General features: G+C 36.4%; 31 protein-coding genes and 2 tRNA genes. 15 read left to right on the top strand and 18 right to left on the bottom strand.

Translation table 11 applies throughout. The features are described 5' to 3' along the window. Positions 1-30 precede the first annotated feature (30 nt). Together IPH52_22135 and IPH52_22130 are read left to right on the top strand one after the other, a co-directional pair. Positions 31-1,176, top strand: a complete 1,146-nt coding sequence (locus tag IPH52_22135; GenBank protein ID MBK7057698.1) for an NAD(P)/FAD-dependent oxidoreductase — start codon at positions 31-33, stop codon at positions 1,174-1,176. A gap of 13 nt (positions 1,177-1,189) precedes the next feature. Then, positions 1,190-2,185: a Rieske 2Fe-2S domain-containing protein gene (locus IPH52_22130; protein ID MBK7057697.1), complete on the top strand. Its 996-nt coding sequence runs from the start codon at positions 1,190-1,192 to the stop codon at positions 2,183-2,185. Here IPH52_22130 and IPH52_22125 read toward each other — a convergent pair. The 3 genes from IPH52_22125 to IPH52_22115 are packed head-to-tail and all read right to left on the bottom strand — an operon-like array spanning position 2,182 to position 5,099. Continuing rightward, the gene (locus tag IPH52_22125) at positions 2,182-2,607 is read right to left on the bottom strand and encodes a DUF1801 domain-containing protein (GenBank protein MBK7057696.1); all 426 of its coding nucleotides are present in this window, start codon (positions 2,605-2,607) and stop codon (positions 2,182-2,184) included. The genes IPH52_22130 and IPH52_22125 overlap by 4 nt on opposite strands. After that, complete coding sequence (locus tag IPH52_22120) at positions 2,604-4,424, bottom strand: PAS domain-containing sensor histidine kinase (protein ID MBK7057695.1); 1,821 nt, start codon at positions 4,422-4,424, stop codon at positions 2,604-2,606. Before IPH52_22120 ends, IPH52_22125 begins: the two co-directional genes overlap by 4 nt. A 27-nt stretch (positions 4,425-4,451) precedes the next feature. Further along, positions 4,452-5,099 (bottom strand): ankyrin repeat domain-containing protein, encoded by a 648-nt coding sequence (locus IPH52_22115; protein MBK7057694.1) that lies wholly within the window; start codon positions 5,097-5,099, stop codon positions 4,452-4,454. A gap of 331 nt (positions 5,100-5,430) precedes the next feature. Here IPH52_22115 and IPH52_22110 point away from each other — a divergent pair, with 331 nt between their 5' ends. Further along, positions 5,431-6,132, top strand: coding sequence for a polyphenol oxidase family protein (locus tag IPH52_22110; protein MBK7057693.1), 702 nt, complete (start codon positions 5,431-5,433; stop codon positions 6,130-6,132). Positions 6,133-6,190: 58 nt separating this feature from the next. Here IPH52_22110 and IPH52_22105 read toward each other — a convergent pair whose 3' ends face one another. From IPH52_22105 to IPH52_22095, 3 genes are all read right to left on the bottom strand, one after another. Continuing rightward, a complete protein-coding gene (locus IPH52_22105) occupies positions 6,191-6,292 on the bottom strand; it encodes a hypothetical protein (GenBank protein MBK7057692.1) in 102 nt (33 codons plus the stop codon). Positions 6,293-6,353: 61 nt separating this feature from the next. Next, a complete protein-coding gene (locus IPH52_22100) occupies positions 6,354-6,602 on the bottom strand; it encodes a hypothetical protein (protein MBK7057691.1) in 249 nt (82 codons plus the stop codon). A 104-nt stretch (positions 6,603-6,706) separates the two neighbouring features. After that, positions 6,707-7,255, bottom strand: a complete 549-nt coding sequence (locus IPH52_22095; protein MBK7057690.1) for a YbhB/YbcL family Raf kinase inhibitor-like protein — start codon at positions 7,253-7,255, stop codon at positions 6,707-6,709. 116 nt (positions 7,256-7,371) lie between these two features. Between IPH52_22095 and IPH52_22090 the strand changes: the two genes are divergently transcribed. After that, entirely contained in the window at positions 7,372-8,280 is a 909-nt protein-coding gene (locus tag IPH52_22090; protein ID MBK7057689.1) for a PrsW family intramembrane metalloprotease, read from the top strand. A 51-nt stretch (positions 8,281-8,331) separates the two neighbouring features. Here IPH52_22090 and IPH52_22085 read toward each other — a convergent pair whose 3' ends face one another. From IPH52_22085 to IPH52_22070, 4 genes are all read right to left on the bottom strand, one after another. Beyond that, the gene (locus tag IPH52_22085; GenBank protein ID MBK7057688.1) at positions 8,332-8,748 is read right to left on the bottom strand and encodes an Hsp20/alpha crystallin family protein; all 417 of its coding nucleotides are present in this window, start codon (positions 8,746-8,748) and stop codon (positions 8,332-8,334) included. A 206-nt stretch (positions 8,749-8,954) separates the two neighbouring features. After that, complete coding sequence (locus tag IPH52_22080) at positions 8,955-9,296, bottom strand: STAS domain-containing protein (GenBank protein MBK7057687.1); 342 nt, start codon at positions 9,294-9,296, stop codon at positions 8,955-8,957. 113 nt (positions 9,297-9,409) lie between these two features. Continuing rightward, a complete protein-coding gene (locus tag IPH52_22075) occupies positions 9,410-9,814 on the bottom strand; it encodes a cytochrome c (GenBank protein ID MBK7057686.1) in 405 nt (134 codons plus the stop codon). Between the two features lie 82 nt (positions 9,815-9,896). Next, positions 9,897-10,805, bottom strand: a complete 909-nt coding sequence (locus tag IPH52_22070; GenBank protein ID MBK7057685.1) for a TIGR01777 family protein — start codon at positions 10,803-10,805, stop codon at positions 9,897-9,899. A 41-nt stretch (positions 10,806-10,846) separates the two neighbouring features. On the opposite strand from IPH52_22070, the gene IPH52_22065 reads away from it, so the two are divergent. The 7 genes from IPH52_22065 to IPH52_22035 all read left to right on the top strand — a co-directional run bounded on the left by IPH52_22065 (position 10,847) and on the right by IPH52_22035 (position 15,743). Next, positions 10,847-11,467, top strand: a complete 621-nt coding sequence (locus IPH52_22065) for a hypothetical protein (GenBank protein MBK7057684.1) — start codon at positions 10,847-10,849, stop codon at positions 11,465-11,467. Further along, on the top strand, positions 11,464-12,585 hold the full coding sequence (locus IPH52_22060; GenBank protein MBK7057683.1) for a class I SAM-dependent RNA methyltransferase: 1,122 nt from the start codon (positions 11,464-11,466) through the stop codon (positions 12,583-12,585). Before IPH52_22065 ends, IPH52_22060 begins: the two co-directional genes overlap by 4 nt. Positions 12,586-12,838: 253 nt before the next feature. Then, entirely contained in the window at positions 12,839-13,612 is a 774-nt protein-coding gene (locus IPH52_22055; GenBank protein MBK7057682.1) for an enoyl-CoA hydratase/isomerase family protein, read from the top strand. 1 nt (position 13,613) lies between these two features. Then, entirely contained in the window at positions 13,614-14,132 is a 519-nt protein-coding gene (locus IPH52_22050; protein MBK7057681.1) for a dCTP deaminase, read from the top strand. Continuing rightward, positions 14,129-15,097, top strand: coding sequence for an alpha/beta hydrolase (locus tag IPH52_22045; protein MBK7057680.1), 969 nt, complete (start codon positions 14,129-14,131; stop codon positions 15,095-15,097). The genes IPH52_22050 and IPH52_22045 overlap by 4 nt, the downstream gene beginning before the upstream one ends. Next, positions 15,078-15,416 (top strand): hypothetical protein, encoded by a 339-nt coding sequence (locus tag IPH52_22040; protein ID MBK7057679.1) that lies wholly within the window; start codon positions 15,078-15,080, stop codon positions 15,414-15,416. The genes IPH52_22045 and IPH52_22040 overlap by 20 nt, the downstream gene beginning before the upstream one ends. A gap of 105 nt (positions 15,417-15,521) precedes the next feature. Continuing rightward, positions 15,522-15,743, top strand: a complete 222-nt coding sequence (locus tag IPH52_22035) for a hypothetical protein (GenBank protein MBK7057678.1) — start codon at positions 15,522-15,524, stop codon at positions 15,741-15,743. 21 nt (positions 15,744-15,764) lie between these two features. On the opposite strand, the gene IPH52_22030 is transcribed toward IPH52_22035, so the two are convergent. The 5 genes from IPH52_22030 to IPH52_22010 all read right to left on the bottom strand — a co-directional run bounded on the left by IPH52_22030 (position 15,765) and on the right by IPH52_22010 (position 19,096). Beyond that, on the bottom strand, positions 15,765-16,775 hold the full coding sequence (locus IPH52_22030) for a hypothetical protein (protein MBK7057677.1): 1,011 nt from the start codon (positions 16,773-16,775) through the stop codon (positions 15,765-15,767). Between the two features lie 32 nt (positions 16,776-16,807). Next, the gene (locus IPH52_22025; protein MBK7057676.1) at positions 16,808-17,308 is read right to left on the bottom strand and encodes a DUF3368 domain-containing protein; all 501 of its coding nucleotides are present in this window, start codon (positions 17,306-17,308) and stop codon (positions 16,808-16,810) included. Further along, on the bottom strand, positions 17,305-17,607 hold the full coding sequence (locus IPH52_22020) for a UPF0175 family protein (GenBank protein MBK7057675.1): 303 nt from the start codon (positions 17,605-17,607) through the stop codon (positions 17,305-17,307). Before IPH52_22020 ends, IPH52_22025 begins: the two co-directional genes overlap by 4 nt. A 109-nt stretch (positions 17,608-17,716) precedes the next feature. After that, the gene (locus tag IPH52_22015) at positions 17,717-18,406 is read right to left on the bottom strand and encodes a hypothetical protein (GenBank protein ID MBK7057674.1); all 690 of its coding nucleotides are present in this window, start codon (positions 18,404-18,406) and stop codon (positions 17,717-17,719) included. Positions 18,407-18,514: 108 nt separating this feature from the next. Next, positions 18,515-19,096, bottom strand: coding sequence for a TetR/AcrR family transcriptional regulator (locus tag IPH52_22010; protein MBK7057673.1), 582 nt, complete (start codon positions 19,094-19,096; stop codon positions 18,515-18,517). A gap of 128 nt (positions 19,097-19,224) precedes the next feature. On the opposite strand from IPH52_22010, the gene IPH52_22005 reads away from it, so the two are divergent. Together IPH52_22005 and IPH52_22000 are read left to right on the top strand one after the other, a co-directional pair. Beyond that, positions 19,225-20,553: a thiolase family protein gene (locus IPH52_22005; GenBank protein MBK7057672.1), complete on the top strand. Its 1,329-nt coding sequence runs from the start codon at positions 19,225-19,227 to the stop codon at positions 20,551-20,553. Between the two features lie 152 nt (positions 20,554-20,705). Continuing rightward, positions 20,706-21,197 (top strand): YiiD C-terminal domain-containing protein, encoded by a 492-nt coding sequence (locus tag IPH52_22000; GenBank protein MBK7057671.1) that lies wholly within the window; start codon positions 20,706-20,708, stop codon positions 21,195-21,197. Positions 21,198-21,202: 5 nt separating this feature from the next. On the opposite strand, the gene IPH52_21995 is transcribed toward IPH52_22000, so the two are convergent. The 3 genes from IPH52_21995 to IPH52_21985 form a co-directional block, all read right to left on the bottom strand. After that, positions 21,203-21,287 (bottom strand) — tRNA-Tyr (locus IPH52_21995). Positions 21,288-21,359: 72 nt separating this feature from the next. Then, a tRNA-Thr gene (locus tag IPH52_21990) sits at positions 21,360-21,432 on the bottom strand. 163 nt (positions 21,433-21,595) lie between these two features. Then, the gene (locus tag IPH52_21985) at positions 21,596-23,203 is read right to left on the bottom strand and encodes a hypothetical protein (protein ID MBK7057670.1); all 1,608 of its coding nucleotides are present in this window, start codon (positions 23,201-23,203) and stop codon (positions 21,596-21,598) included. 774 nt (positions 23,204-23,977) lie between these two features. Here IPH52_21985 and IPH52_21980 point away from each other — a divergent pair. Beyond that, complete coding sequence (locus IPH52_21980; protein ID MBK7057669.1) at positions 23,978-25,561, top strand: porin; 1,584 nt, start codon at positions 23,978-23,980, stop codon at positions 25,559-25,561. Positions 25,562-25,577: 16 nt separating this feature from the next. Then, complete coding sequence (locus IPH52_21975; GenBank protein MBK7057668.1) at positions 25,578-26,045, top strand: hypothetical protein; 468 nt, start codon at positions 25,578-25,580, stop codon at positions 26,043-26,045. Positions 26,046-26,056: the final 11 nt, after the last annotated feature.

Here is a 26,056-nt window from a genome sequence, read left to right as displayed (position 1 = left end):
AGAAAACAATGCAAGTAGACGTTTTGATTTATGGGCGAAACAGCGGTAGCAAAAGAAATACACACACTTGTCATTGGCGGAGGACCTTCTGGTCTTGCCATTGGAGCGGTTCTTAGATTAGGTGGGGTTTCCTTTAGCATCGTAGAAAAAAGCGACAAGATCGGATATGCCTGGTATAATCATTACGACAGAGTGCATCTTCATACTGTAAAGCAACTATCGTCTCTTCCGTTTATGCCTTATCCTGCGAATTACCCGCGTTATGTGTCAAAGCAATTGCTAATTGAATACATGGACGCCTATGCAAAGAAATTTTCTCTTGTCCCTTACTTAAATCAGCCTGCTAAATCCATTCGTAGAGAAGGAGAGTTCTGGATAACAGAAACTCCTGATATAATTTACAAATCAAAGAAAGTAGTTGTCGCAACGGGTTACAATCATTCTCCTCTAAGTCCCAAATGGGAGGGCATGGAAAACTTTCAAGGTCAAATCCTACACAGCAAAGAGTATAGAAATGGAAAGTCATTCTTAGGCAAACGCGTATTAATCGTAGGAATTGGAAATACAGGCGGTGAGATTGCAATTGATTTATTTGAATCAGGGGCTAAGGTAAATATTTCTGTGCGGGGTCCCGTCCGCATTGTCCCAAGAGAAATATGGAAAATACCAATGCAATACTCTGCACTCCTTTTTAGTTTTCTTCCTCCCAAGATAGGAGATTATTTAAGTAAGAAAATACTTGGAATGGTTGTTCCAGATTATTCTAAGTATGGACTTATCACTCCTGAGTTCGGAACGATTTCCCAACTCAAATACCAGGAAAAAGTTCCACTTATAGATATAGGCACTGTTAGCCTCATCACACAGGGGTTAATTTCGATTGTCCCCGAAATCCAAAAATTCAATAGGGACTCTATTCTATTTAAAAATGGATTAGAAGAAAAGTATGATGTAGTTCTTCTCGCCACTGGATACAGATCAGGTCTAGAATCGATCTTTAGCGGCTATCCCGAATTATTCAATGAAAAAGGTTATCCTAAGATTAGAGGCAGCGAATCAGAATTACCCGGACTCTATTTTTTAGGCTTTAACAATCATGTTGGTGGCTTCCTTAGAAATATAGGAATAGAAGCCAAGAAGATAGGCAATAAAATTTCTAAAGAGTATCCAAACTAGGAGGGTTTAATCTATGTCTAGGTTTGACCATTGGCATCCTGTTTTAAAATCACTTGAATTAAAGAAAAACCCTAAACAAATAACCCTAAACGGAAAACAGATTGTATTGTTTAGAGACAAAGAAGGACTTGCCTCTGCTCTAGAAGATACATGTCCACATCGACGAATGCCACTGAGCCTCGGCTCAGTCAAAGATGACAGGATAACGTGTATTTACCACGGGATGAGTTTTGATAGATCAGGAAAAGGAGAAAGCCCTGGCACTGATGAATGTAAAATTTCTGCTGTTCCTTTTGATTGCATGGAGTTTTACGGGGCAGTCTGGATTAAATCTGCGAATTCTTCTGCTCCATTTCCTTATTTTAATAAGGAAAATTTTCGCTTAATCGATATATGCCATTACTCTATAGAAGCACCACTTGAATTAGTTCTAGATAATTTCACAGAAGTGGAGCATACACCGGACGTACATGTCTTCTTAGGGTATGATTCCAAGCGTATGAAAGAAGTAGTCGTTGAATCAGAAACAGAAGACTTTCATGTAAGAATTAAAAACACAGGTCCGCAAAAAACACTTCCGATTCTATTTCGCTATATTCTTGGATTAGGAAAAGAAGATTTATTTGTAGATGATTGGACTACTTATTTTTCACCCGTATACAGTGTTTATGACCAATACTGGATTGACTCAAAGACGAACCAGCCAAGAGATACAAGATTTAGGATTTATGTGTTCTTCAATCCAATTTCAGAGGGTCGAGTGCAGCTAATGGCGTTTACCTACATGCAGTATCCCTTGTTTGCTCACTTTGGACTCAATCTACTCATCAAGCCATCCATCAAGCAAATTGTAAATCTAGAAATTCTCCGCGATAAAAAAGCATTAGAAAAGATTCAAGATAAAAATCCAAGTGTAGCCGGTATGAAGCTAACAAGGTTTGACCGCTCACTCGGTCCTAATAGAAAACGTATTGAAAGAATTTATAAGGGAATTAACCCAGTGCCTTAAGCCTTTCTCACTAAATCAATCATTGCCATTTTATCTTTTTTTAAAGTAGGAAGGGCTAATGACTGTTTGACCAAATCTTTAATTTGCTTTCGGTTAATCTCTTTGTCTAATGGAATAGGAAGGTATCTAACTTGCTTTCCATCACCTTGTAAGACTTTGTCCTTGTCTTTCAAAATAATTCCATATTCAAATCCTATTTTAACCTCTCCGTCTAATGGGAATATAGCACAAAGATAGCCAGATTTGGAATCACTATAGCCAATTCCTTTCCATACAGGATAGCCTCTTTCTATAAGAGAAGGAAATTCTTCTTTGAAGAAGTCTCGCAGATCATTTACAATTTCTAAAACTTCTTTAGTATACGGTTTTAAGATTTCCTCAATGATTTGAATCGATTCGTTTATATCATTTTTTTGCTTCATAATTCTATATAAAAACTAGTGCCTTTATTCTCTTCACTATCAAATGAAATTTTACCTGCATGTCTATCAATTATTTCTTTTACTATAAACATGCCTAGTCCTGTTGATTTTTCTCCTCTAGTTCCAGCTCTTCTGGCAATAGAGAATTTTTCAAATAAGAAAGGTTGCTTGCTCTTTGGAATGCCGATTCCACTATCTTTAACAGTGATAAATGGATGTTTGTTTTTTAATGTTAAGGATACTTCTATTTTTCCCCCTTTCTTTGTGAATTTAGTTGCATTGGATAATAAGTTCGTGATCGCTCGCATCATTTTATCTCGATTGATTTCCGAAAAGACTTTGTCCACTGTGCTAGAAAAAAATATTTCAATAGACTTCTCTTTTGCTTGTAGCTCTTGAAACTGAATACAATTTTTTAGAAAATCATTTAACTCTGTAGTTTCCTTATCCAAAACATTTTTGATGTTAGACGATTGTATCATTTCCAAAATATCATTTGCGATATTTATAGCATGTTTACCTGATTGTAGAGCAAGCTCAAGATATTTTCTATTTTCAGAACTATCATCCTCTTCAAGCATAATCTGGATTAGACTTATTATTCCACCAATAGGAGATCTAAGATCGTGAGCTACAATATTCAATATTGCATTCTTAGATTCATCCAACTTGAGAAGTTCTTCTTCAGACTTTTTGCGATTTTCAATCTCTACAATAAAATTTAATATGCATATAAGCTTTCCTTCTCGATCAAACCACGCATTCGAATAACAACCTGTCCAAATAAAGTTTCCTTCTTTCGTTTTATGCTTTTCCTCTACATAAATCTGGTTTGTTTTTCGATTTAATAACTGCTCAAAGGCTTTGAGTTTGTATTCTTGAAATTCTTCTTGGAGAAAATCAATAGACTTATTGCCAATGAATTCATTCTTATCAAAACCAAATAATTTTAATAAATACTCATTGCATTCTAAAATTTCTCCATCCATACCAACAAGCATAATTCCAATAGGTGCATTTTCATATAAGAGTCTAAATTTTTCTTCACTAGCGGCTAATAAGTCTTGTGCGCTTTTTCTTACAGTGATATTTTCTCGAATAGATATATACTGAAAAGGAATTCCATCTTCATTTAAAAAAGGAATGATATGGGAATCAACCCAATAATAAGTTCCATCCTTTCTTTTATTTTTAATTTCTCCATGCCATACTTTCCCGGAAGAAATTTGAGTCCACATACTTTGAAAGAAATCAGGAGGATGATAACCGGATTTAACAATTCTATGAGTTTTTCCGACGATTTCATTTCTATCATAACCACTTATCTTTAAAAAATTATCATTTGCCGCAATGATAACTCCATCTGCATCTGTCACAGTTATAATGCTTGATTGATCGAGTGCAAATTTTAAATCAATTAAATTCTTATAGGTTTGAATTAAGGTTAATTCAGAATCTCGAAAATAAGTAATATCATCTATGTAGCTAATAGCCATTGGGCGATCAGTGCCATCTAAAAGGAAATATATGCTCACTTCCAAAACAAATCGTCTTCCAGTTTTTAAATGGACAGTGAACTCGCCACATACATCTTCTCTCTTACGAAAGATTCTAGAATATTCGAGAGCGGATTCTAAATAATAATCAACAGAATATTTCTCTAACAAAGACCCGGGAGTATTTCCAATGACCTCGTCTTTATTGATTTGAAATAATTTACAAAAGGAATCATTTACAAAACTGATTATACCATTTTCATCTAAATAGCAAATAGAAGAAGTTGACTTTTCAAGGATGAAACTTAGTTCATTCTTCATGGTGGATTTTATATACGTAACAAACTTTCATTGCTTAGGAGGATTTTTCTTTAGAAGTTCAATAATTTCTTTGTGCCCTGCTGCTTCTGCATATTGGAGTGCAGATTTACCTTCGGCGTCTAACAGACTAGTATCCGCTCCATGTTTTAATAGAATCTTTACAACAGCGGTATGTGCGTTCTTAGCCGCAAGGATCAAAGGAGATTCTTCGTAGGAATTTACATCATCAATGGACGCACCTGACTTTAATAGGTATTTGACTATTTCCGCATATCCCAGATTAGCCGCGTCTAAGAGAGGAGTCCAGCCATCCAGACCAGCAGAATTTACATTGGCTTTGTGTTGAATTAATAGCTTTACTACATCTAAATTTCCACCGCGCACACCATACATGAGTGCGTGATAATCCTCGCTGTCTTTTAGATTAATCTTAGCTTTCTTGCTTAGTAAAAACTTTAAGACTTCTAAGTTTCCTTTTTCCGCAGCGATCATAAGAGGAGTCGTTTCCCCTTTATCAGTAGATTGATAATTGATCTTAGCTCCTTTTTCAAGAGCTTGCTTCACTTTAAGCAAATCACCATTCTCAGATGATTCAAACAATGCTTCATTCCAATCGGCTGCCCCGATAGATAGATTCAAAAATAGAATAAAAAATAACAATATAAAAGATTTCATAATTTTATCAAAAACAGCGCCTTTGCTATCTTAGCTTTCAATTATGTTTTTACCCAATTGCTTGTCTATAATTTCTTTTTGCCACAGAGACACGGAGGCAATGATGTTTTAGCATTTTTATTTATCTGTGTCGTGCCAAAGAGAGTTGATGGAAAAATCAGATTCGAATACAAGGATTATATTTGAATCAAAAAATACTTTAATATCGAAAACAAACAGTATTTTATGCATAAAACTCTAATTTTCTCTGTGTCTTTGTGCCTCCGTGGCAATCCAGTAATTCTAATCTATTAAGGTTATCATTCGTTTATTACGACAGTATTACCAAGCCATGATTCATAAAGAAATACAAACCAGTTTTTCAAGAACAATACATTTTGCCGTATGGGGAAAGGAAGAAACAAAAGAACTAGAAGGGATTTCAAAAGAAGAACTTACACCAGCAATTCGTAACTTTGTGGCAAAGAAATTAGACATGTCTTCCGAAAAAGTATTTCTCTTAGAGCAAGTGCATGGAGATACGTTCTACGACACTAAGAACTTATCTACATTATCCGCTGCGGGAGATGCTTTATATACAACCCAAAGAGACGAAGTCTTAATCATTAAAACAGCAGATTGTATGCCTTTATTCTTCTGGTCAGAGATAGAGCAGTTAATCGGAGTAATCCACTCCGGCTGGAAGGGAACTCATCTAGGTATTTCAGAGAAACTATTTCACCATTTACAAACGCAAGGCTATTCACCAAAATCTATTCACGCTTACTTGGGACCCTGTGCCCGTAAACAGAATTATGAAGTAGGAAATGACTTATTCGAATTATTTAAAGAGTATTCGCCAGAAGCAATCTCGCCCAAGGATAATCAAAAGTATCTACTCGGAATAGATATCGTTCTTCGCCAGAGGCTAATAGATAATAACCTACCAATTCAATTTATAGATTCAGACATATGCACTATGGACAATAGAAATTATCACAGTCATAGATGTGGAGATAAAGGAAGAAATCTAAACCTGATTTGGATGAGTTAATATCCTCTTATTAATAGAATACCAAAAACTGGTCATGAATATTTTTTTATAACTTTTTCTATTCAAGCATTTCAACTTTGATATCTTTATAATTCTTTAGTCTATCATCGAAGGTCAAAAATATATCGCATTGATTTATTTTTGCAGAAGCAAGATGAATGGAGTCTGGAGTTTTAAACCCATAATTCGCGCGGAATTAGTAGCCAAGTAGATTTTCATGATTATCCCCAAGAATCTCTTTCGCTTAAATAAAAATTAATGGCATCGCTTTTAGGAGTAGGAATAAATTTTCGCTTCGCCTGTCTTTTTCGAATTTTTTCTAAAGCAGAAACAAACTGACTCTTATTAACTTCTTTACTTATCGGTTCTATGATAATTCTTACTCGGCTTTCTGGCAAACTAAATGCTTCATCTAATTGAATTGTGAATTTGTCTTTCATAAAGCCAGTTAAAATATACGCATTATTCATAATAGAACTCCTTTGACTCAATCTATTCTAAATTCAAATTATTTGCAAGTATTTTAAAGGAGTAAAGACAGGTTTGAAACCTGTCTCTACAAAGAATAAAAAATTTATTTTGCAGCAGGACGACTGAATGTTGCTGTGATGCTTGCTTTTGCGAGTGTCGCAAAACCGATGTTATACCCAACTAATGCACCGGATGCTTCTCCGTTTACATCTAGCTTGTCTGTTTTAAGAGCGTAGACAGTGATGATGTATTTGTGTGGCTTGTCACCTTGTGGAGGACATGCACCGCCAAATCCCGGTTTGCCGAAGTCAGTTCTTCCTTCTACAGCGCCTTTTGGAAGTGCTTTAGAGCTAGCACCTTCTTTTAATTCTGTAACTGTAGCAGGTATGTTGACTAACGTCCAATGCCACCATCCACTTCCAGTTGGAGCATCTGGATCATAAATAGTTACTGCAAAGCTCTTTGTTCCTGCAGGAGCATTTTCCCATTTGAGTGCTGGAGAAACATTTTCTCCTGTGCAACCAAAACCATTGAATACATGTTTGTTAGTTAATGTGCTACCATTTTTGATTGTGGCACTAGTAACTGTAAAATCTGCTGCCGATACACCGACAGAAATGAACGCGAGTAAAAATAAAATTGTTTTCTTCATTAAAAACCTCTTCCTTACAATTCTTTCATAGATTGAAATTAACGCAATAAATTCTATTTGTCATCCCCGAGTTCTTTTTACTTGACCTTAAAGCCTTACCATTTCATTTTTATCCAATGGAATACCTACTATTATTCGCTGTATCAATTGCTCCGGGAATATTCTTAATCTATCGTTATTACTCTAAAGACATTTATAAGAAAGAGCCCTGGGTTGTAATTTGGAAATCTTTTTTCTGGGGAGCGGCTACTGTAATTCCTGCCGGCATGATTGAGACAAGCATTGAATTACCCGGAAAAGATACGTTAGTCGGCATGATCATCGAGAATTTTTTTATCATTGCACTTACAGAAGAATTGTGTAAGTTCATCGTAATACGATTCTATTCGTATCGGAGTGTTTACTTTGACGAAGTAATGGATGGAATTGTTTATGGAGTAGCGGTTAGTAGTGGATTTGCCACATTCGAGAATATTTTCTATGTAATGCAACATGGATTAGCCGTTGGAATGCTCCGTGCATTTTTATCTGTGCCCTCCCATATATTCGAGGGCGCCATTATAGGATACTGGTTAGCCAAATCTAGATTTCAAAATAAGTCTATAGTCTTTGCAAGCATTGTATCTCTGTTAATAGTCGTCATAGGTCACGGTTTTTTTGATTTTGTTCTAACCTACAAGAACGCTCAATATTTTTATCTGAGTCTCATCCCTGTTGTCCTTCTTGGTTGGCTAGTAAATGTATATGTAAAAGATGCATTGGCACAAGACCAAAAGCTAATTCTTTCATCAGAAAGTATTTCTACTATTACAGAAACAATTTCTATTTCTAATGATGCGAGTAGTGTCACTTATACAGAATCAAAAACTACTGTTACTTCCCCAAATTATTATTTGCAACAGCTAATTTATATTAGCCTTCTATTTATTGCGATTGTTTGCTTTTTGACTGCTGCCTTTTTTATGGTAGGTTTTGTCACTTACTACAGAAAAAAAAACTACTGTTACCATTCATTCCATTTCTAATCGGAATATTATTTGCACAAAGCGAGGAAAGAAAGCGAGGATAATTTATATTCAGCGGACTTTCATCCGACTTCTGGAAATGACTTCGGTTTGAATAGGGATTTTTTGCTGTTTAGAAATATACTGCTGTTTTTTATGATAGGACTCCTTTTTGAAATTGGCTGTAATCTTGGTTTTATCAATATTATCGCCAAGAGGGATTACTCGCTTAAAGGAGCCATAGGATCTTTCGAGATAATGATAATTTCCCTTTTTATCTTCGGTTTCATTTTTTTTCACACCGGAAATAGTAAGAGAATCATCGGTGCAAGAAACCTCTACGTCCTTTTCGTCCATGCCCGGTAGCTCCACATTAATAGTGTATTCTTTTTCGTTCTCGGAAATATCGAGAGTTGGAGAAAAAGAAGAACTCATCCCCGGCTTTGGGCTATCCCAAGTTTCAAAAAAGGAATCGAATACTCGGTTCATTTCTCTCTGAAGGTCTAAAATGAATAATTACGAATTTCTAACTTTTAGGTAGCACTCTTATTAGAGCAAAAGACAAAAGTTTCATCGATTTTTGGGGGAAAAAGAAAAGCAATCAGCTCTTAGGTCAGTCCTACGTGAGAATAAGATAAAAGGAAAGCATAACTACTAGGTGTCTTTTTGTTGCACATAGTAGCTTCCGAAATTCTTTATTTGAGGGCTTGTTCTATATTGTCGTGGATTAATACGAAGTCTGTAAGACCAACGATGTCCATAACTTTTCGGAAATGAGAATTAAGTCCAGAAAATTCAATCTTTCCTTGGTTCTCGGATGCTTTGGTAATTAAGCTAATTAAGGTTGCAATGCCTGCAGAGTTGATGTAGGCGGTTTTTGAAAAATCGATAAGAACTCTACTTTTTTTAGGGGCAGGAATAGACGCATAGCAATTAACTATTTCTTCGTCTGCTTCTGAGGTTATTTCGCCTGCGATGTGAATGATTGGAATGACACCGTTGTCATAATCTACATGTATTTTGAATTCATCTACCATAGAGTTAATAATAAATAGAGGAAATTTTCTAAGTCAAGACATTTTCCTAATAAAGTTTAGAGAATTTAGTAGAAGAGAAGTGCAATCTGCACTCCTCTTTTACCGAAAGCTAATTAATTTTTGGTTAAATGAACTACGTATTTTGCAAGTGATTTCAAAGTATCATCGCCTAGGTGCTTGTAAGCAACCATTGGACTGCCTTTGATTCCCTCATTGAGGGTTTTTAACACGCCTGCTTCTGTGTTTCCATTTTTCCATTCGCTAGCTGGTGCTTTGTAATTTCTAGGTTTTGGGTTGAGAGATGCTGCCGCAACTCCATCGCCTGCACCAGTTGCGCCGTGGCAAGAAGAACAGTTGATGTCAAATGCTTCCTTTCCTTTAGCAACTTCTGGATCTAATGTAGCAGCCGGTTTAACTTCTGGTGCCGCAACTTCTTCTTTTTCTTCTTTCTTTCCGCAATTTAATACGAGGGAAAGAATAACAGTTAAGAAAATTAATTGATAAACATTTTTTTTCATTCGAGATACTCCTTTATAAAAATTAGTTTTTTAGCTTGTAGTCTCCTGAAAAGGAAAATTTCATTCTTTGTAAAATTAACTTTCATTTTAACAAATCTTCCAAAGCATTTTTTAACTCAGAGAATTGAAATTGATAACCAAATGCAGCGAGTTTAGCAGGAATCACGTTCTGACCTTTCAGAATTACCTCTGCGCCTTCCCCATACAATGCGATCAGAGGAAAACTAGGCACTCGCATAAAGGAAGGTCTTCCCATTACTTTGCCAAGCACAGTAGAAAATTCTTCATTCGAGCATGGATTCGGAGCTGTAAAATTAAATGCTCCCTCAGCTTTGGGATTGGCAAGCAAGAACTGAATCGCTCCAATCATATCGGCAAGGTGAATCCAACTCATATACTGTTTGCCATTACCCAGTGGTCCACCAACAAACATTTTAAACGGAAGAAGCATTTGCTGCATGGCTCCACTCTCCGGCGAAAGAACAATTCCTGTTCGGATTAGCACTGTGCGAACGCCAAAATCTTTTGCGCGATTTGCTTCTTCTTCCCAATCGACACAAAGCTTGGCGAGAAAGTCCTCTCCCGATTTTGCATCTTCTGAGAAGACTGGTTTTCCTGTTTCATGCATTCCATAAAACCCAATGGCAGAGCCTTGCAAAAGAACTTTGGGCTTTACTTTTACCTTTGCCAATTCTTCTACAATGCTTCTAGTAAAATCTACACGAGAAGTTCTAAGAGCTTCTTTTCGCTTATCAGACCACTTTTCGCCTACAACCGATTCGCCTGCAAGATTTACTAAGGCATCAATTCCCTCCAAGTCCTTTGCACTTGGTTTAGAAGTGGAGACTAAATGAATATTTGCTAGACCCATTAATTCTTGGGGCAAAGAATTTTTTCTAGAAAAAATAATTACTTCTTCGCCTGCGCTATGCAATGCTTTAGCTAAATTTCTACCGATAAAACCAGATCCACCTACAATCGCAATTTTCATTGATTCCTCCCATCCCTTCTAATTAAATGACATCATTACTTATGACTAAATCTATTTTCGTTCTAATATTCCTATCTTTAATTGGACTCAATGCCTATATCTATTTGAATACTGAAAAAAAAATCAAAAGCTATTCGAAGTCACCTCCGTTTAGAATGGAAGACTTCACAAAATCCTATCGCAAGAACAAACTTTCTCAAATCAAATATCTAACGGATAAAGACAAAACTAGTTTTTGGATCAAAGAGCAAAATTCCATTCATCCTGACTATGATTTAGAATTAGAACTTACCTTGACTCATGTATATGAAAAGGAAAAGTTTCAAAAAAAAGAATTTCATTTTCTCAATTTCTATTCCTGCTTGGTAAAAGAAAATTACACCCCACTGCGAAGTCCCAATCATTTACAAGTCGATGTGTTCCTACGAGAAGCAATCAATATAGACAAAGAACTCAGACTTCCGAAAGATACAAAGATTACTTCTTTCGAATTGGATTTTCAAAATTCTAATTCCCAAAAGGTAGACATATCTAAGTTATTCGCTCTAGAGGATTCGACTCATTTTCCTGACAATATTTACTTAATCACTTTGTTTATCAAAGACAAATCAGTGCATAACAAAGACGAAAAGACTTGTATTGCGGAGATAGAGATAAATTGAAAGTAACCCTTCGCGCAGAGAAATGGGTCAATAATGGATTCTGTCTAGGCTATCTAAACGAGGAAACCTACTTTATAGCAGGAGCAATTCCGGGTGAGTTAGTAGAATGTGAAGCTGTTAGTATCACTAAAAAATTTAAGCAAGTAAAAGTAATCTCTGTGCTTGAGCCTTCTAGTGACAGAGTTTCCTCCGATTGCGATAAATTCTTATTATGCGGTGGATGCACATTTCGCCATATTCCTTACGCAAAAGAAATCGACATTAAGAAGAATCTTTTCTTAAATGAGTTTAATCATAAGTTTCCGCAAACACCTATTACTCATTCTGCACTCTCAGTCATTCAGGGAAGCGAAGTAAAGTATCGCAATAATGTTCAGTTTAAAATTCAAAACCAAAAGAAAGGTTTTTTTAAAAATGGCTCCAACGATCTAGTAGAATTTCCGCAAACGGGTTGTTTAAATTTACCGGATAAATTAAATGAATCTATCAAAGAGTATAAGCCGAATTCAGAGAAAGAGGGCAAATTACGATTTACCGACAAAGTATTTGATTATGGGAAAATGGATTCTGTATTTACGATAGATAACAAAAAGATTCAAGTTCCTGCTGATGGATTTTTTCAGATTAACCGCTACTTGATAGAAGGCTGGCTCAAGGAAATCATTGAGTTCTTACCTGCGGATAATCTAGATATACTGGAATTTTTTTGTGGTTCGGGGCTAATTAGTATATTTCTCTCTTCTAAATGCAAGACTCTCATTGGATATGAACTAGAATCCAATGCTGTTTTGTATGCAAAGGAAAATGCAAAAAAGAATCTCGCCACTAACCTCGAATTCTTTACGCGAAATCTATACCAGGAAAAAATTTCAACAAAGCATTTAAGCCGACCCATTTGGATTCTAAATCCGCCCCGCAATGGACTTGGAAATTTAATTCTTGAACAGATACAAATTCACAAACCCCAATTCATTCTCTATTCAAGCTGTAATTATATAAGCCTAATCCAAGACCTAAAAAAGTTTTTACCTAGCTATACATTAAAGAAAGCAACCCTCGCCGACTTTTTTCCACGCACCCCCTATTTCGAAACCCTGCTTCTATTAGAGAAGGATTAACTTACCTTACGCGAACGAATAGAATAATGGATGTTTTAATGAAACGAAGATTATTAGATAAACCTAATAATCAATAGCCCGCGGCAGCGAACCCACCGTTAGGTGTAACCCCCATTCTCAGCGCTGGGCACGCTGGTCACTCACCTAAACTCAATCATTTCTTTTGTGAAGAAATGATAATGTAAGGTGAGTAATTAAAAATCTTTTTCTCTTGCCAAAATTTATCGAGTTTTACTTACTTAAATTAATTTCAATGACAACACTATTAACAATCGAAAACCATATAGCGACTATTACCCTCAATCGACCTGAATCGAGTAATGCGGTAAGTCGAGAATTGCTTTCTTCTTTCTTAAAACATCTCCAAGAGATTTCGACTAACGCTTCTATACGAGCCCTATTTTTAGAAGGAGCAGGAGAGAAAGTTTTTTGTGCAGGGGCTGATTTAAAAGAGAGAGCAAGCATGACAGAAAGAGACGTCATTCATTTTCTAGATCAATTCAGATATACTTGCACTTTCTTGGAAAACTTGCCCTTTCCTACTATCACGATTCTAAACGGAGACGCTTACGGGGGAGGACTAGAAATTGCTCTCTCTTGTGATTTACGGATAATGGCGAAGGAAGCAAAGATTGGTCTTACAGAAACAAAGCTTGGTATTATTCCGGGTGCAGGCGGAACACAACGGCTTTCTCGTTTAATTGGAGTTAGCCGCTCAATGGAATTGGTATTTACGGCTCGTAGAATAGATGCAGAAAAAGCTCTTCAATATGGAATTGTAAATTCTATATCGAATAGAGCGGAAATTAGTTCTTTGAAATCTTCCCTTGCAGAAGAAATTGCTTCGTCTGCTCCTGTAGCTGTGCGAATGGCAAAGAAGGCAATCAAAAATGGAAATGGTCAAGACTTAAATCTAGCACTGGATATAGAAAGAGCCTGTTATTTACAAACCCTAAAAACAAAAGATAGAAATGAGGCGCTCGCCGCTTTCAAAGAAAAAAGAAAACCTAATTTTATTGGAGAATAAATTGATACTCACAGGAAAAGAAATCGCTAAAAAACTTGGAACAGATATAAACATTAAACCATACGATGAAAATCTTCTAAACCCCAATTCTTACAACCTCCGTCTTCACAATGAGCTACTGGTATATACCAATATGCCGCTAGACATGAAAAAACCAAATCCCTCAGAAAAAATTATCATTCCAGAAGAAGGATACTTGCTTAAACCGGGAATTCTTTACCTAGGTAGAACATTGGAGTATACAGAAACATTTAATCTTGTTCCAATGTTAGAAGGTAGATCTTCCATTGGTCGTCTTGGAATGTATGTGCATGTTACGGCTGGATTTGGGGATGTTGGCTTCAAAGGATTTTGGACTCTAGAAATTTCTGTGATTCATCCGCTAGTCATTTATCCCAATGTGCAAATCTGTCAAATCTTCTATCATACAGTAGAAGGAGAAATCACCGAATACAAATCAGGAAAATACCAAGCGAATAGTGGCATACAACCAAGTTTACTCTACAAGGACTTTACATGAAAAAAAAGATACTTCTAACAATCGCTTCTCTAGTAGGCGTTTTCGTTATCTCGTTACCCATTACCCGCTATAGACTGGAAGAAAAAGTAAATCCAGTTTCCATTACCGCATCCGTCAATGAATTGGATTCTTATCTTGCAAACTCAGAATCCAAATTAGGAAACGTAGTCGATGGAGCAGAGAAAAAAATCTTTTGGGCTAATGGCAAACAAGAGCAAACAGAATACTCTGTTGTCTACCTCCACGGATACAGTGCATCTAGACCTGAGATGCTTCCTCTTCCCGACTTAGTAGCAAAGGACTTAAAAGCAAATATATTTTATACAAGACTAACTGGTCACGCACAAACACTAGATGCATTTTCGCAAGCTAGCGCAAACGACTGGTTAAGCGATACAGTAGAAGCATTAGAAATAGGAAAGAAGATCGGAAAAAAAGTAATCATCATTGGCTCTTCTACTGGTTGCACCTTAGCCGTTTGGTTAGCAAGTAAAGAACAATACCAAAAAGACATTACTGCACTTATTTTTATTTCACCAAACTTTTATACAAATAGCAAAATGACAAAGATGTTTCTTTATCCTGCTGGAGTTGGTTTTGCAAAATTAGTATATGGAAAAGAAAGATATTGGGAGCCACATAATGAGAAGGTAGCAAAGTATTGGACACATCGTTATCGTTGGGAAGCATTAACTCCTTTAATGACTCTAATTGAGTATGTCCAGGATATACCGTTAGAAAAAATAACTGTCCCTTCTCTTTATTTATATACCGAGCAAGATAAGGTAATCGATCCAGATGAAATTGTTAAGAAGTTTGCATTGCTCGGCTCTAAGCAAAAAAAGTTACGTAATCTTAGCCAGGTAAAAGATCATGTGATGGCGGGAGATATTCGCGCACCGGAGAATACTCCTTTGCTTCACACTGAAATCATTGGGTTCTTAAATGAAATTGGTATTAAGTAAAATAGCGGCAATGACCACTAGAATCTTCTTTCTCTACATATTATTTTCCTTTTATATTCATTGTTCCTTTGATAGCAGAAACAATGAATACAAACTTGTAAAACAAGTTGAATCTTTCACAGGAGAAAATGTAAAAGATTCTGATATTTCAATTCAATCCGATAAGGACAAAGGTATTATTTCTGTTTCGGGAAATAGAGAGCGGTTTATCTTTGTTCTCCCCTATTCGGAGGATTGGATTGTGAAGTATACGGATAATTCCATTATTCAATTAAACTCTCACAGTAAGAATTTAATTGCATCAATCACAACGGAATGAAGTAGTAATAAGATAGACCAAGAGAAGTTCCTGAATGAATTAAAGAACCGAATAGAATCAAGAATTGGAATTAAACTACAAGGCACGCGGTTAATCGCGAATTCAGTGAGTAAAATCTTAGCTTATTTTATTGAAGTAGATGCAAAGGGAGTAAAGGTGAAGAGTGATAATTATTGGAGTGTCAGACAAAGACTAGACGATGTAGTTTTAAAATTACATTTCTCTATGCTCAATCTGACCGAGGAAGAGATGAACAAGGTAGACAAATCGATTCCAACTTTCATGGATAGCGGCTTTCGTGTATTAACCGCTGAGGATAATAAATAGTTAAAAGATTGTTCAATTCGGCTAATAGCTAAGTAACCAGTCTGTCTTAAAAGTTTTCCATTCTGCATCATCAGTAGTCCATTCTGAATAAATGGCTATACCAAATTTATCTTGCAAAATATTGAGAGGAATTTCTTCAATCCCCATAGAAATTCCTCTTATTCCTGAAAACATATTCTCTGCATTTGCATGAAAGCTCCAACGCTCTTCTTCGTAAGTGGGAACACCAAAGAATAACAATACTTTGCCGTCGAGGAGTGTTGTTATTTTTTCTACTTGCCACTTCACTACATAACCATAGAACCAGGCAAAAGGAATAGCTGTATCATACATCATCACTGCAATCTGATCTACATGATTTGCGACTTGCAGATAATAGTCCTTAGTCCAAAATCCTGCCCGTCTAGCAAATATCCTAATTAGTTTATCCGCAAAGGGAAATGGTTCAATCTCATCACTTGCGATAGATAGAATTTTTCCATTTGCTTTTGTGATTAAATGAGTCTTTTGCAGCAAATCAAGAATAGCCTCATCTCCTGAAAAAATAGGCTCTATATTATAATGAATTCCATCAAATCCAAGTTGTAATAAAATATCAGCAGTCTCGATGATAGAGGTTCGTATTGCTGTCTGGCTAATATCTAATACCCCGCCTCCTTTTAATTCTACTTGTCCAATCCAGGCTTGGATATGAATTTCAGGATCACAGGCTTTTACTTGCACTAGAAATTCTTTTGCATAATGGTATTTCTTGTATTCAATATTTCCCTGTTCATCTAAGGGACCTACATGGGCAAATACATCCGTCATCCTTCCAGTCCTTAGTTTAGCGCATAATAAAGAATAGTCTGAATCTTCTAACCGTTCTCCCACCCATTTATGTCCTAGCCAGATTGCATTCTTAGTTCTTTTAAAACTTGGATCCGGTAAATGGTTGTTATACTTAAAAAAATGAAAGAACACAAAATTAAAAAGTAAAATACAAACCACAGCCACTGACTTCTTTGCATTGACTTGCCAAAATTCATTCATCTTCAGTCTCCTTCATTTTATTGATTAGGCTCTCAGATAAAATCATCGAGTTTTCGAACAGGAGAATAAAATCCATTCTGAATCATCTTATTTAGAATTTCATTTGCAGTCGTTAAGTCGATAATTTTCTTTTGAATGGATAATATTAAACAGCCGATAGTCCCTGAAAAATTTATGTTATTTTTTTTGCAATAGTTTCTTGCCAACCGATCATCAGTTAGGAATAGATACTGCCTATTTTGCGCTATGATTATGGAACTACATTCTCCTTTATGCAAAGAGGTCGGCAATTCGACTAATTTCAAGAGTTCATCATCGCTGAGCTCAATTAAATGAATAAAGCCCTTCTTTGATTGAGTTGGAATGTGAACCAATAAAGTTTTATAAAAGTCATAACCAGTTTCAATACCTGCTATTATTTCTTCGTAAACCGAAGAGGTAATATAAACATCTTCAAAGAGTTTTTCTAATAAATCGATGCGATTGATTTCAGAGAAATTAGAAATTACAGTTGTATTGGAAATAACTTTCAAGGCTTGGATTCAAAAAAAGTATTTAGATTTTCTACTTCTAGCTTTATATCCTCAATTGATTCCGGACCAAGTAATGGTTGGATTCCTTTTTCGAGTAATACCTCTTTCATTTCCATCCAAGTAAATCCAGCAAGTATAGCAGCTTTAGCTAGACTAATTTTCCCAGATTTATATTTGTAGATGGCAAGTCGTAATTTTAAATCTGGTTTGTAAATAAATAAGTGTCGAATTGCATCGTTCAAGAGTTCTTCTTTTGAATCGTATAATTTTGCTTCCAATAGATCATTTATCTCATACATACTGCATCACCTTGACAAAAATAGAACCTGAGATTAATACTTCTCTTACAATCAATTCTGTAAAGCTTTTCTTTGTTCAAACTCTTTGCATTGACTTGCCAAAATTCATTCATTCTTCTTCCCCCTCTGTCTCTACTTCTAGCTTCAACGGTTCATCATCTTCCATTATATCAAAAGTTGTAAATCCTAAAAGGAAGTCAAAAAATTCAGCAATATTAAACCCAATTCTTCCCCCAATCCCAAATCCGTAAGAGGCTTCAATAGTAAGTGGTGCCTTACATAACATAGGTAATCTATAAGTTGGCGGATTACCTCGACGACCTTGTAAATTGGCAGGGAGAAGAAATAAAAAATTAGCATGTGTATAAACTTTATTCATTGATCGCTTAGTATGATAAGCTTCTGGGAGGTGCTCCTGGCTATTCATTAAAAAGAATGAATTGCCCATTTTTAAATCGCCTAATTTTTCACGCCCTCCCGTGCGATAGTAACCAACGTAACCATTTCGCATTCCATAGCCATCTCCAAATTGACCAATTTGTGCCCCACCCCCAAAACACCATAACCAAAAGCTGCCGCCATATATATTTACTTCACCGCCTAACGTTAGTATATCTTTAAAATCTAATGCTCTATTGGATAAATAGTTTTGAAAGGAAGCGCAATTGGAAAAAGAAAGTAGTAAGAATAGAAATAAGAATTTAAAATAGCGCATACCTACTCCGGTCATTTCGAACACTGCTTGACGGATGGATTTGCGACTAAGCAAATGGGGCGGCGTGAGAAATCTATCTGGCAATCGAACAATAGTTTTAAGCTAGATAGACCTTGCGCAGGCATTGGTCGGGAATACTTGGAGCGAAGGGGGGGAACGATAAAGCTGTTCGAGGTGACTGTATTGACCATTTTATTTCTCACCCAGAGATACGAGATTTTCTTCTAAGTCATGGATATAATCGATATTATCCGTAGCCATATAGAGTTGGACAGAGCCTTCGAAGATTTGAATGATAAGGACAGCCATTTTTTCGGCTTTCGGCTTCGTAGCAGTTTGAGAGCGAATTAAAAAATTAGTAATCGACTTTTTCCATTTACCAATCATAGATTTGATATGAGGTTTAAAGACTTCTTCTTTGCCAAAAGTTTGTAGGGTAATATTGATAAAAGGGCAGCCATGATATTTTTGATTTTTAATTTCGGCGCGTAAGAAACGAATCCAGGTTCGAACAAAGGATTCATAGGTGGGATGACTTTTCATAAGTCTATCCATGAATGCTAAAAATTCAGTTTCTCGAATTTTGATATATTCGATTCCCAGATTTTCTTTGGAAGTAAAGTAATTATAAAAGCTTAGTTTGAAAGTTTTGGATTCTTCTAGAATTTGATTGATGCCAGTATTACTATAACCCTGCAAATAAAATAATTTAGAAGCAGTATCTAAAATGCGCTCTTTTGGATTCTCATCTTTGGAAATAGTTTTCTTTGCCATAAGGAATTTCCTAATTGGAAATTCCTAGTTTAAAAATAGGGCGAAATTTGTCTTTAAAAAAAATATTAGACAAATTAGTCTAATATTTTACGATAGTCTTAGACCAATTAGTCTAATCGAGGATTTATATGAAATCACCTAAACAAATAGCACTTTGTAGTCCCAGAAGAATTCCGTTTGCGCAAATCGGAAAGTCCCTTTCTAAATACTCAGCGCATCATTTAGGAAAAATTGTGGCAGAAGATATTATTTCTAAAACCAAGCTGCCATTAAACAAAATTGACGGCGTTGTCGTTGGAGAAGGTTTTGCCAATGCACCTAATTCAGCACGCGTAATTGCAAACCTGATAGGACTTCCAAATGAAATTCCTTGCTTAACAGTGGCTAACAACTGCGTATCCGGTATGGAATCTGTTGTAGAATCTGCCCGTCGCATTCTACTTGGAGAAGGAGAACTCTTTCTTGCTATTGGAGAAGAGTCTCAAACCTCAATGCCATTCGTAGTAAAGAATGCACGGATAAACAAGAAAACCGCTAGCCTTGACAAATTAAAAAAAGCATTAGCGGAATCTATACTGCCAGAAGGAGTAGAAGTTCGTGATACTCTCGAAGATGGTTTAGGAGATGGAGAAACTAGTTACGGTATGCAAGTCACTGCCGAGATCGTTTCGCAAAACTACGCACTCTCTCGTGCGGTTAACGATAAAGTAGCCTTTCAAAGTTTTAAGCGAGCACTAGAAGCAACCGAAGCAGGACTTTATGATCCTTACCTAATTCCTATCGCTGATGATGAGGGTAATATAATGAAGGCGGACGAAGCGGTTCTACTTAGAAAAGGTCTAGTCGAAAATCCCGATCGTATGGGAAGAGCTATGCTCATGTTCGATAACCCACAAATGAAATTCACAGAATTCCAGGCTAAGTATGCAAAGGATTTAAAAAAATCACATGCTCCTACTGTGAGCATATTCAATGCTAGCCCCCGCTCTGATGGAGCAGCCGGTGTAATTGTAACTACTGTAGAAAAAGCAAAAGAACTCGGTCTTGAAATCAGCGCAGTATTAACAGGCTGGAAAATGAAAGGGGTTCATCCAAATGAAATGGGACTTGGACAAGCTGCGGCTACTCTCGGTTTACTCCAAGATATGAACATGAAAATACAGGATGTAGATACAGTTGAAATTCATGAAGCATTTGCAGCTACAGCCGTTGGTGCTTTAGAGGAAATCAAAAACCAAACAGGATGGGATTGGGAAAAAAGCTTTGATGAAAAGAAAATCAATACCTATGGTGGCTCTATTTCCATTGGACATCCATTCGGAGCAACAGGCATTCGTCTAATAGCAAATGCTGTAATGGATATGAAGAATGATCCATCCGTAAACAAAGTATTGTTAACCGCATGTGCTCACGGTGGAATCGCAGGTGCCTTAATGGTTGAGAGATACAAGGACTAAAATCCCCCTTGCCCCCTTTGCAAAAGGGGGTTTTCGTGTAGAGGGACTTTTAGTTTAAATAGCAGATACTTACTATTAGTCCAATTACTAAAAAAGAATTCTGTAAACCACAACACCCCCTTTCGCAAAGGGGGATTAAGGGGGATTTCCCTATGAAAAAAATATCACTACAACAAAAGAAACGCTGGCTTCCTCCAATTTTTAAAACAACCTATTTTAGGTTGTTAGTAAACTGCTACATTCCTTACTTGGGAGCTGGAATCAAAGTAACAAAAATATCAAATGACTTTAGACGATTTGATGTTCGTATGAAGCTAAGACTGTATAACCGCAACTTTGTGTATTCCCATTTCGGGGGATCTCTTTATGCTATGGCAGATCCATTTTATATGTTTATATTGATGGAAAACCTAGGAGAGAAATACATTGTTTGGGACAAAGCGGCTAAGATTGATTTTGTGAAACCTGGCACTGGAACAGTATTGGCTACTTTCGAAGTAAACGAAGAAGAACTAAATAGCATTAAACAAGAAGTAAACTCTAAAGGCAAAATGAATAAAATATTTCACTGTGAAGTAAAATCGGAATCAGGCGAAGTCATTGCCCGTGTAGAAAAAGTATTGTATATTCGTAAATTGAAATAATAAGATGGTGGGCAGAGGAGGATTCGAACCTCCGAAGGCGGAGCCAGCAGATTTACAGTCTGATCTCGTTGACCACTTGAGTATCTGCCCATGGTTGAAATAAATAAGGTTGGTAGTGATTATTCTTAGGGATAAAAACCAGCCGAAAAAAACAAACTATCAAGCTGCCTAAGGGAATCGAACCCCCAACCGGCTGATTACAAATCAGCTACTCTACCAATTGAGCTAAGGCAGCATTGATAAAACCAGTTTTTCAAGGATAATTTTTTAGACAAGAAATAAAGTGATTTAAAACGCTGAAAAATTGTGAAAGCAAAAAAAAACCTCTTCCTTTACGGGAAGAGGCTTTGCATTCTTCTCTCTTCCATTATAAAAGAAGAGAAACCGAAAATCAAAAATTATGGAATAGTTGTTGGAGCAGTGTTATCAGAGCTTCCGTTGATGAAATTTGAGCCTGCTGTTGCAGTAGAAGCTGTTCCTGTGCTATTTCCATCTCCCCATCTAGCATTTAGATTTGTTAGGTTAGTCGCACTAGTTCCAGAAGGAACGCCTGCTCCGGTAAATAGATTGAGAGCAGCAACGTTTACTGCGTCAAAACTAGCCGGGTAGGTAGTGTTAGATGTTGTTCTAACATACTTTAAAAATGCAGTATTATTTTCTAGTGTGTCAAACTCAGTTTTATTGGTATCAGACGCCTCTAAGCTTTCTACACCATATAGAGTTGCTGTCGATCCAGATAAATTATAATAAGCTGGATTTCTGATATTTGTAAGATAGTATAAATTCTTTACACCACTAGCAATGGATGCTGAAGTTGTTTGTCCCGAAGCAATGATTGAATCCAAACAAGTTTTTAAAATCCCAACCGTTGTTACGCCAGTAAATGACGTTGGATTTCCACCAGTAGCTGATGTGGAAGTGATAAAAGTAGATCCACATACACCACCAATTGCATTTACGGTAGAGACAGTAGTAGTATTGGCTAAAACAAAATTTGTCCACACTTGTCCAATATTGGCTAATCCAGGAACGCCAACCGCACCTGTGCTCGCAATCGATGTATTTGAATAAAGATCCACTGTTGTGTCAGTTGTAAGTGGGAAAGCAGCTCTTACTATCCCTTTACTGGAATTTCCTATGGCAGAAAAAGCATACGCTCTAGCACTTGCAGTTACACCGGTTGCGGTTCCAGCAACAGCATTTGCATTGTAATCTTTAACAGTATAAGTTCCGTCCATAGTGGTAACTCCGTCTACTTCTTGCACAAAGAAATGTGCATTGTCAGTAAAGAGTGTTCCAATGCCTTGAAGGATAACTACCATAGTTCTTGTTTTGGTAGTAGAATTATAATCAAACTTAATATATGCCTTTGACATTGTAGTTGCTGTAGCAGAAGTAAGGAAACGTAGGAAAACAAATCCTGTAATACTTCCAGACGACGAGCTTCCTAAATAGTTTAACTCGATTGCCTTATTTGTTGATTGAGGGGCATCACCATTGTACCACACTTCTAACTTTTTTCCACCTGTCAAAACTGTGCTAGCCTGGTATTGGTATTTCGCTTGAACACCATTCCATGTGCGAGTTCCAGTCAATGCAGTAGTAGAAGTCGTAGAAACAGGAATTGCTTCCAATGTAGAGACTAAGTCTCCGATAGATTTCGTTATATCTCTCGTTGTTTTTGCAGTGGTTCTAACTAAATCATACACGCTAGATACAGAATGGCTAGATCCTACGAACTTGTAATCCGTTGTTGCTAGAGTTCTGGTTTCTGCTTGAATAGAAGCCGAAGTTGAACTTGTGCTTGTTTGATAAATACTAGCTGGAATATCTGCAAATCCAGTATATATATCTCTTGACGAGCCTGTCAACGGTTTAGTTGCATTTACAGCTAATGCAGCAATGGCAACCATGTTGAACTTACTGTCATCGTCTTCCTTTTGAAAAATAGAACATCCTGATGATACTATTGCCGAAATAAGCAATAAAGTACATATTTTTATCATTTTCACCCTCATATAATCTCCTTACATAATTTTAAACTGGTATTCAAACTAAATTGGTTTTTGCATTTTGACATTCCGCACGACAAAATGCTAAAAGGATACAATTTATATTTGTTATGTCGTTTGCTTCGTCTTTATTGAAAACACTTTTTAGGCTCTGCATGAAATACTAAACCATTCTTGTTTGCGTATTTTATAAAACCTATGACAGTCTTTTTTTTTCAATATCTTTAATTTTTCCTATTGATTAATTTCTATCCCTTTTTTCAATCAAGTAAAAAAGTTAGATAAGTGCAGATTCCTTACAAATATTGCATAGTAGCATGGCTTTCGAATGCAGTCAACGTATGCAAAGGAATAGGCAGGAATATAATCATCTTGCTTTCATGTTGCTTTTCTATTCCTTTTTTGCCTTTTAAAAAGCAAGGCAAAGCAATCAAAAAAGAAGTTCCTAGGAAATTGAGTATACACAACCATTTCGTTTCCAATTCTCACCAAGGCATTTACATTGGCTCTCTTCAAAAATGGCGGACTATTTGACACCCAAAGTAAGGTAGAAAGGTTAATTTGCTCAATTTATACGCATTTTTTATAATTAATACAATTTTTTCCAAAATAAGTATTTACTACATGCTTAAGTTTTCTATAGCTAGATGCTTTTTATAGCGAGATACTTGTAAGAAAGTTATTTCCTGATCAAGAATAATTGCCTTTTGTTTAAAAAATAAACTATGGCACACATCTTGCACTAAGATAGGCAGGAGATATAAAACGATGAAGACAAAAAATATTCTTTTATGCCTACTCATCTTTTCAACTGTGGGAATTTCAGCTCAGACCATTACCCCAAAAGGTTCTGATCCTAAGCCCGCGGAAGCTAAATGGTATGACAAGGTAAATTTTTCTGGGTATGTAGATGTGTATTATAACTACACTGCAAATAACAGACAAGGCTCAACTCAAGATACGACTGGAACATTTCACACTTACAACAAGCAGTTTGCAGTGAATGCGGTGAAACTTTCGGTGGAAAAACTTCCAGAAAAAGAAACCCCATGGGGATTTAGATTAGATATGCAAAATGGTCAAAATAATATGTATCAAGAAAGACCATATCAATCCTCTAATGCAATCTACAATATGCAAATGGTTCAGCAAGCCTATGTTTCTCTTTACTTTCCTGTTGCAAAAGGACTTGTAATTGATGCTGGTAAAATGGCAACTCATATTGGTAATGAGGTATTGGACTCTAAGGACAATATGAACTACACCATAGGGTATATATTCTTTAACACAATCCCTTTTATCCACACAGGTGCTAGAGCAACTCTTACTTTATCTGATAAATTAGCTGCTGGTCTCTATTTATACAATAGTGCTCAAGGAACTGGATTTACAGCTAATGGTCAACAATTTGGATACAGTGGAACTACACCAACAGGTGCAAACGCTGCGACAGTCGGAGCCGCTCCTCAGTCAGGACTATTAACTAGCCCAAATCAATCAATTAGCGGTAACCATGTTTACTCTGATGGTCCAAATGCAATGAAATCAATTGGAACTCAAGTAAAATTTGATGCAATTAAAGATAAATTCAAAATTGTATGGAACACACTTTACGGAAATGATGTTGCTCAAGGAAGAATGGCAGATGCCCAATTCTATCTTTCGCAAGACGGTATGAATGGATTATTACCAGGTGGACCTCTTAATACTCAGTGGAATCCTAGAAGCAAGAACAATAGAGATTATTGGTTCATTAACCACATGTCTTTCATTTTCAACCCAACTGATAAGTTGACTGTTTTATTAGATTGGACATTTGGCGAAAGATCTGGTTACGCAGTTACAAATGCTGCTGGTTATACTAACGACGGCTTCTACATCGACTCAAACAGAAACGGTGTCGTAGAAACAGGTGGTGCTGATTTGAAATTTCGTCCAGAAGGACAAGACATTAAGAAAATCTACAATACCTACGGTATTTGGTTAAAATACAATATCAACGAAAAATACGCAGTAGCCGCTCGTTATGAAAATATTGACGATAGCCGCTATGGTGGATCATTAACTGTAAATCAACCAATGGCTTTTGTTAATCCACGAGATAGATATGATCTACAAGCAGCATCCGGTGAATTAACAAACACCAAATTTGCAGGCTTAGGAAGACCAGCATCTAGCCTTGGTCAAGTTAGAACATTTACTTTGACACCTACATATAACTTTACAGAAAATCTCCTCATCAAAGTTGACTTAAGAAGAGATTGGGCACTCGGATCACAGTTCATCGACCAAGCGGGAAGAGCTGTCAAAGGTCAGAACGGCATCATCATTGGCGTTGTTGCTAAGTTCTAAGGAAAGGAGAATAAAAATGAAATTAAATAAAACTCTTAAGTTTATAAGCGTTGGATTGATTGTCCTTGCAGCCGTTGGTTGCACTGAGACTAGTAAAACAGGAGATCAATCTGACAAGAATAACCTACTTTTGTTATCGCTACTCAATAGGACTACAGAAAATTCAGAGGCGAGAAAGTATTGTGCAAATGCTGTAATTAGAATGAATCAGTGCATCGGTTCTAACTCAGGATTCAATCCGGCAGTAATGTGTAGTGATGGGAATCTCAAGGCAGACATTGCAGCAGATGCAGCAGCTACTCCTCCAGTCGTTGCACAGACTTCTGTCGAAATGTATCAAGCGCTGATTAAATGTGTGGATTCTCAAATTGCTGCGACTAATTGCAATTTTACGCAAAATAAAGTAGCAACTCCGAACCAAGCAAAGTCAGCATTTTTTAGCAAGTGTGATGTTCCTTCTGGAATAATTATCACTGTATTCTAACAAATACGTAG

Source organism: Leptospiraceae bacterium (assembly GCA_016708435.1).
GTDB lineage: Bacteria > Spirochaetota > Leptospiria > Leptospirales > Leptospiraceae > UBA2033.
This window is presented reverse-complemented; position numbering and strand designations above follow the sequence as displayed.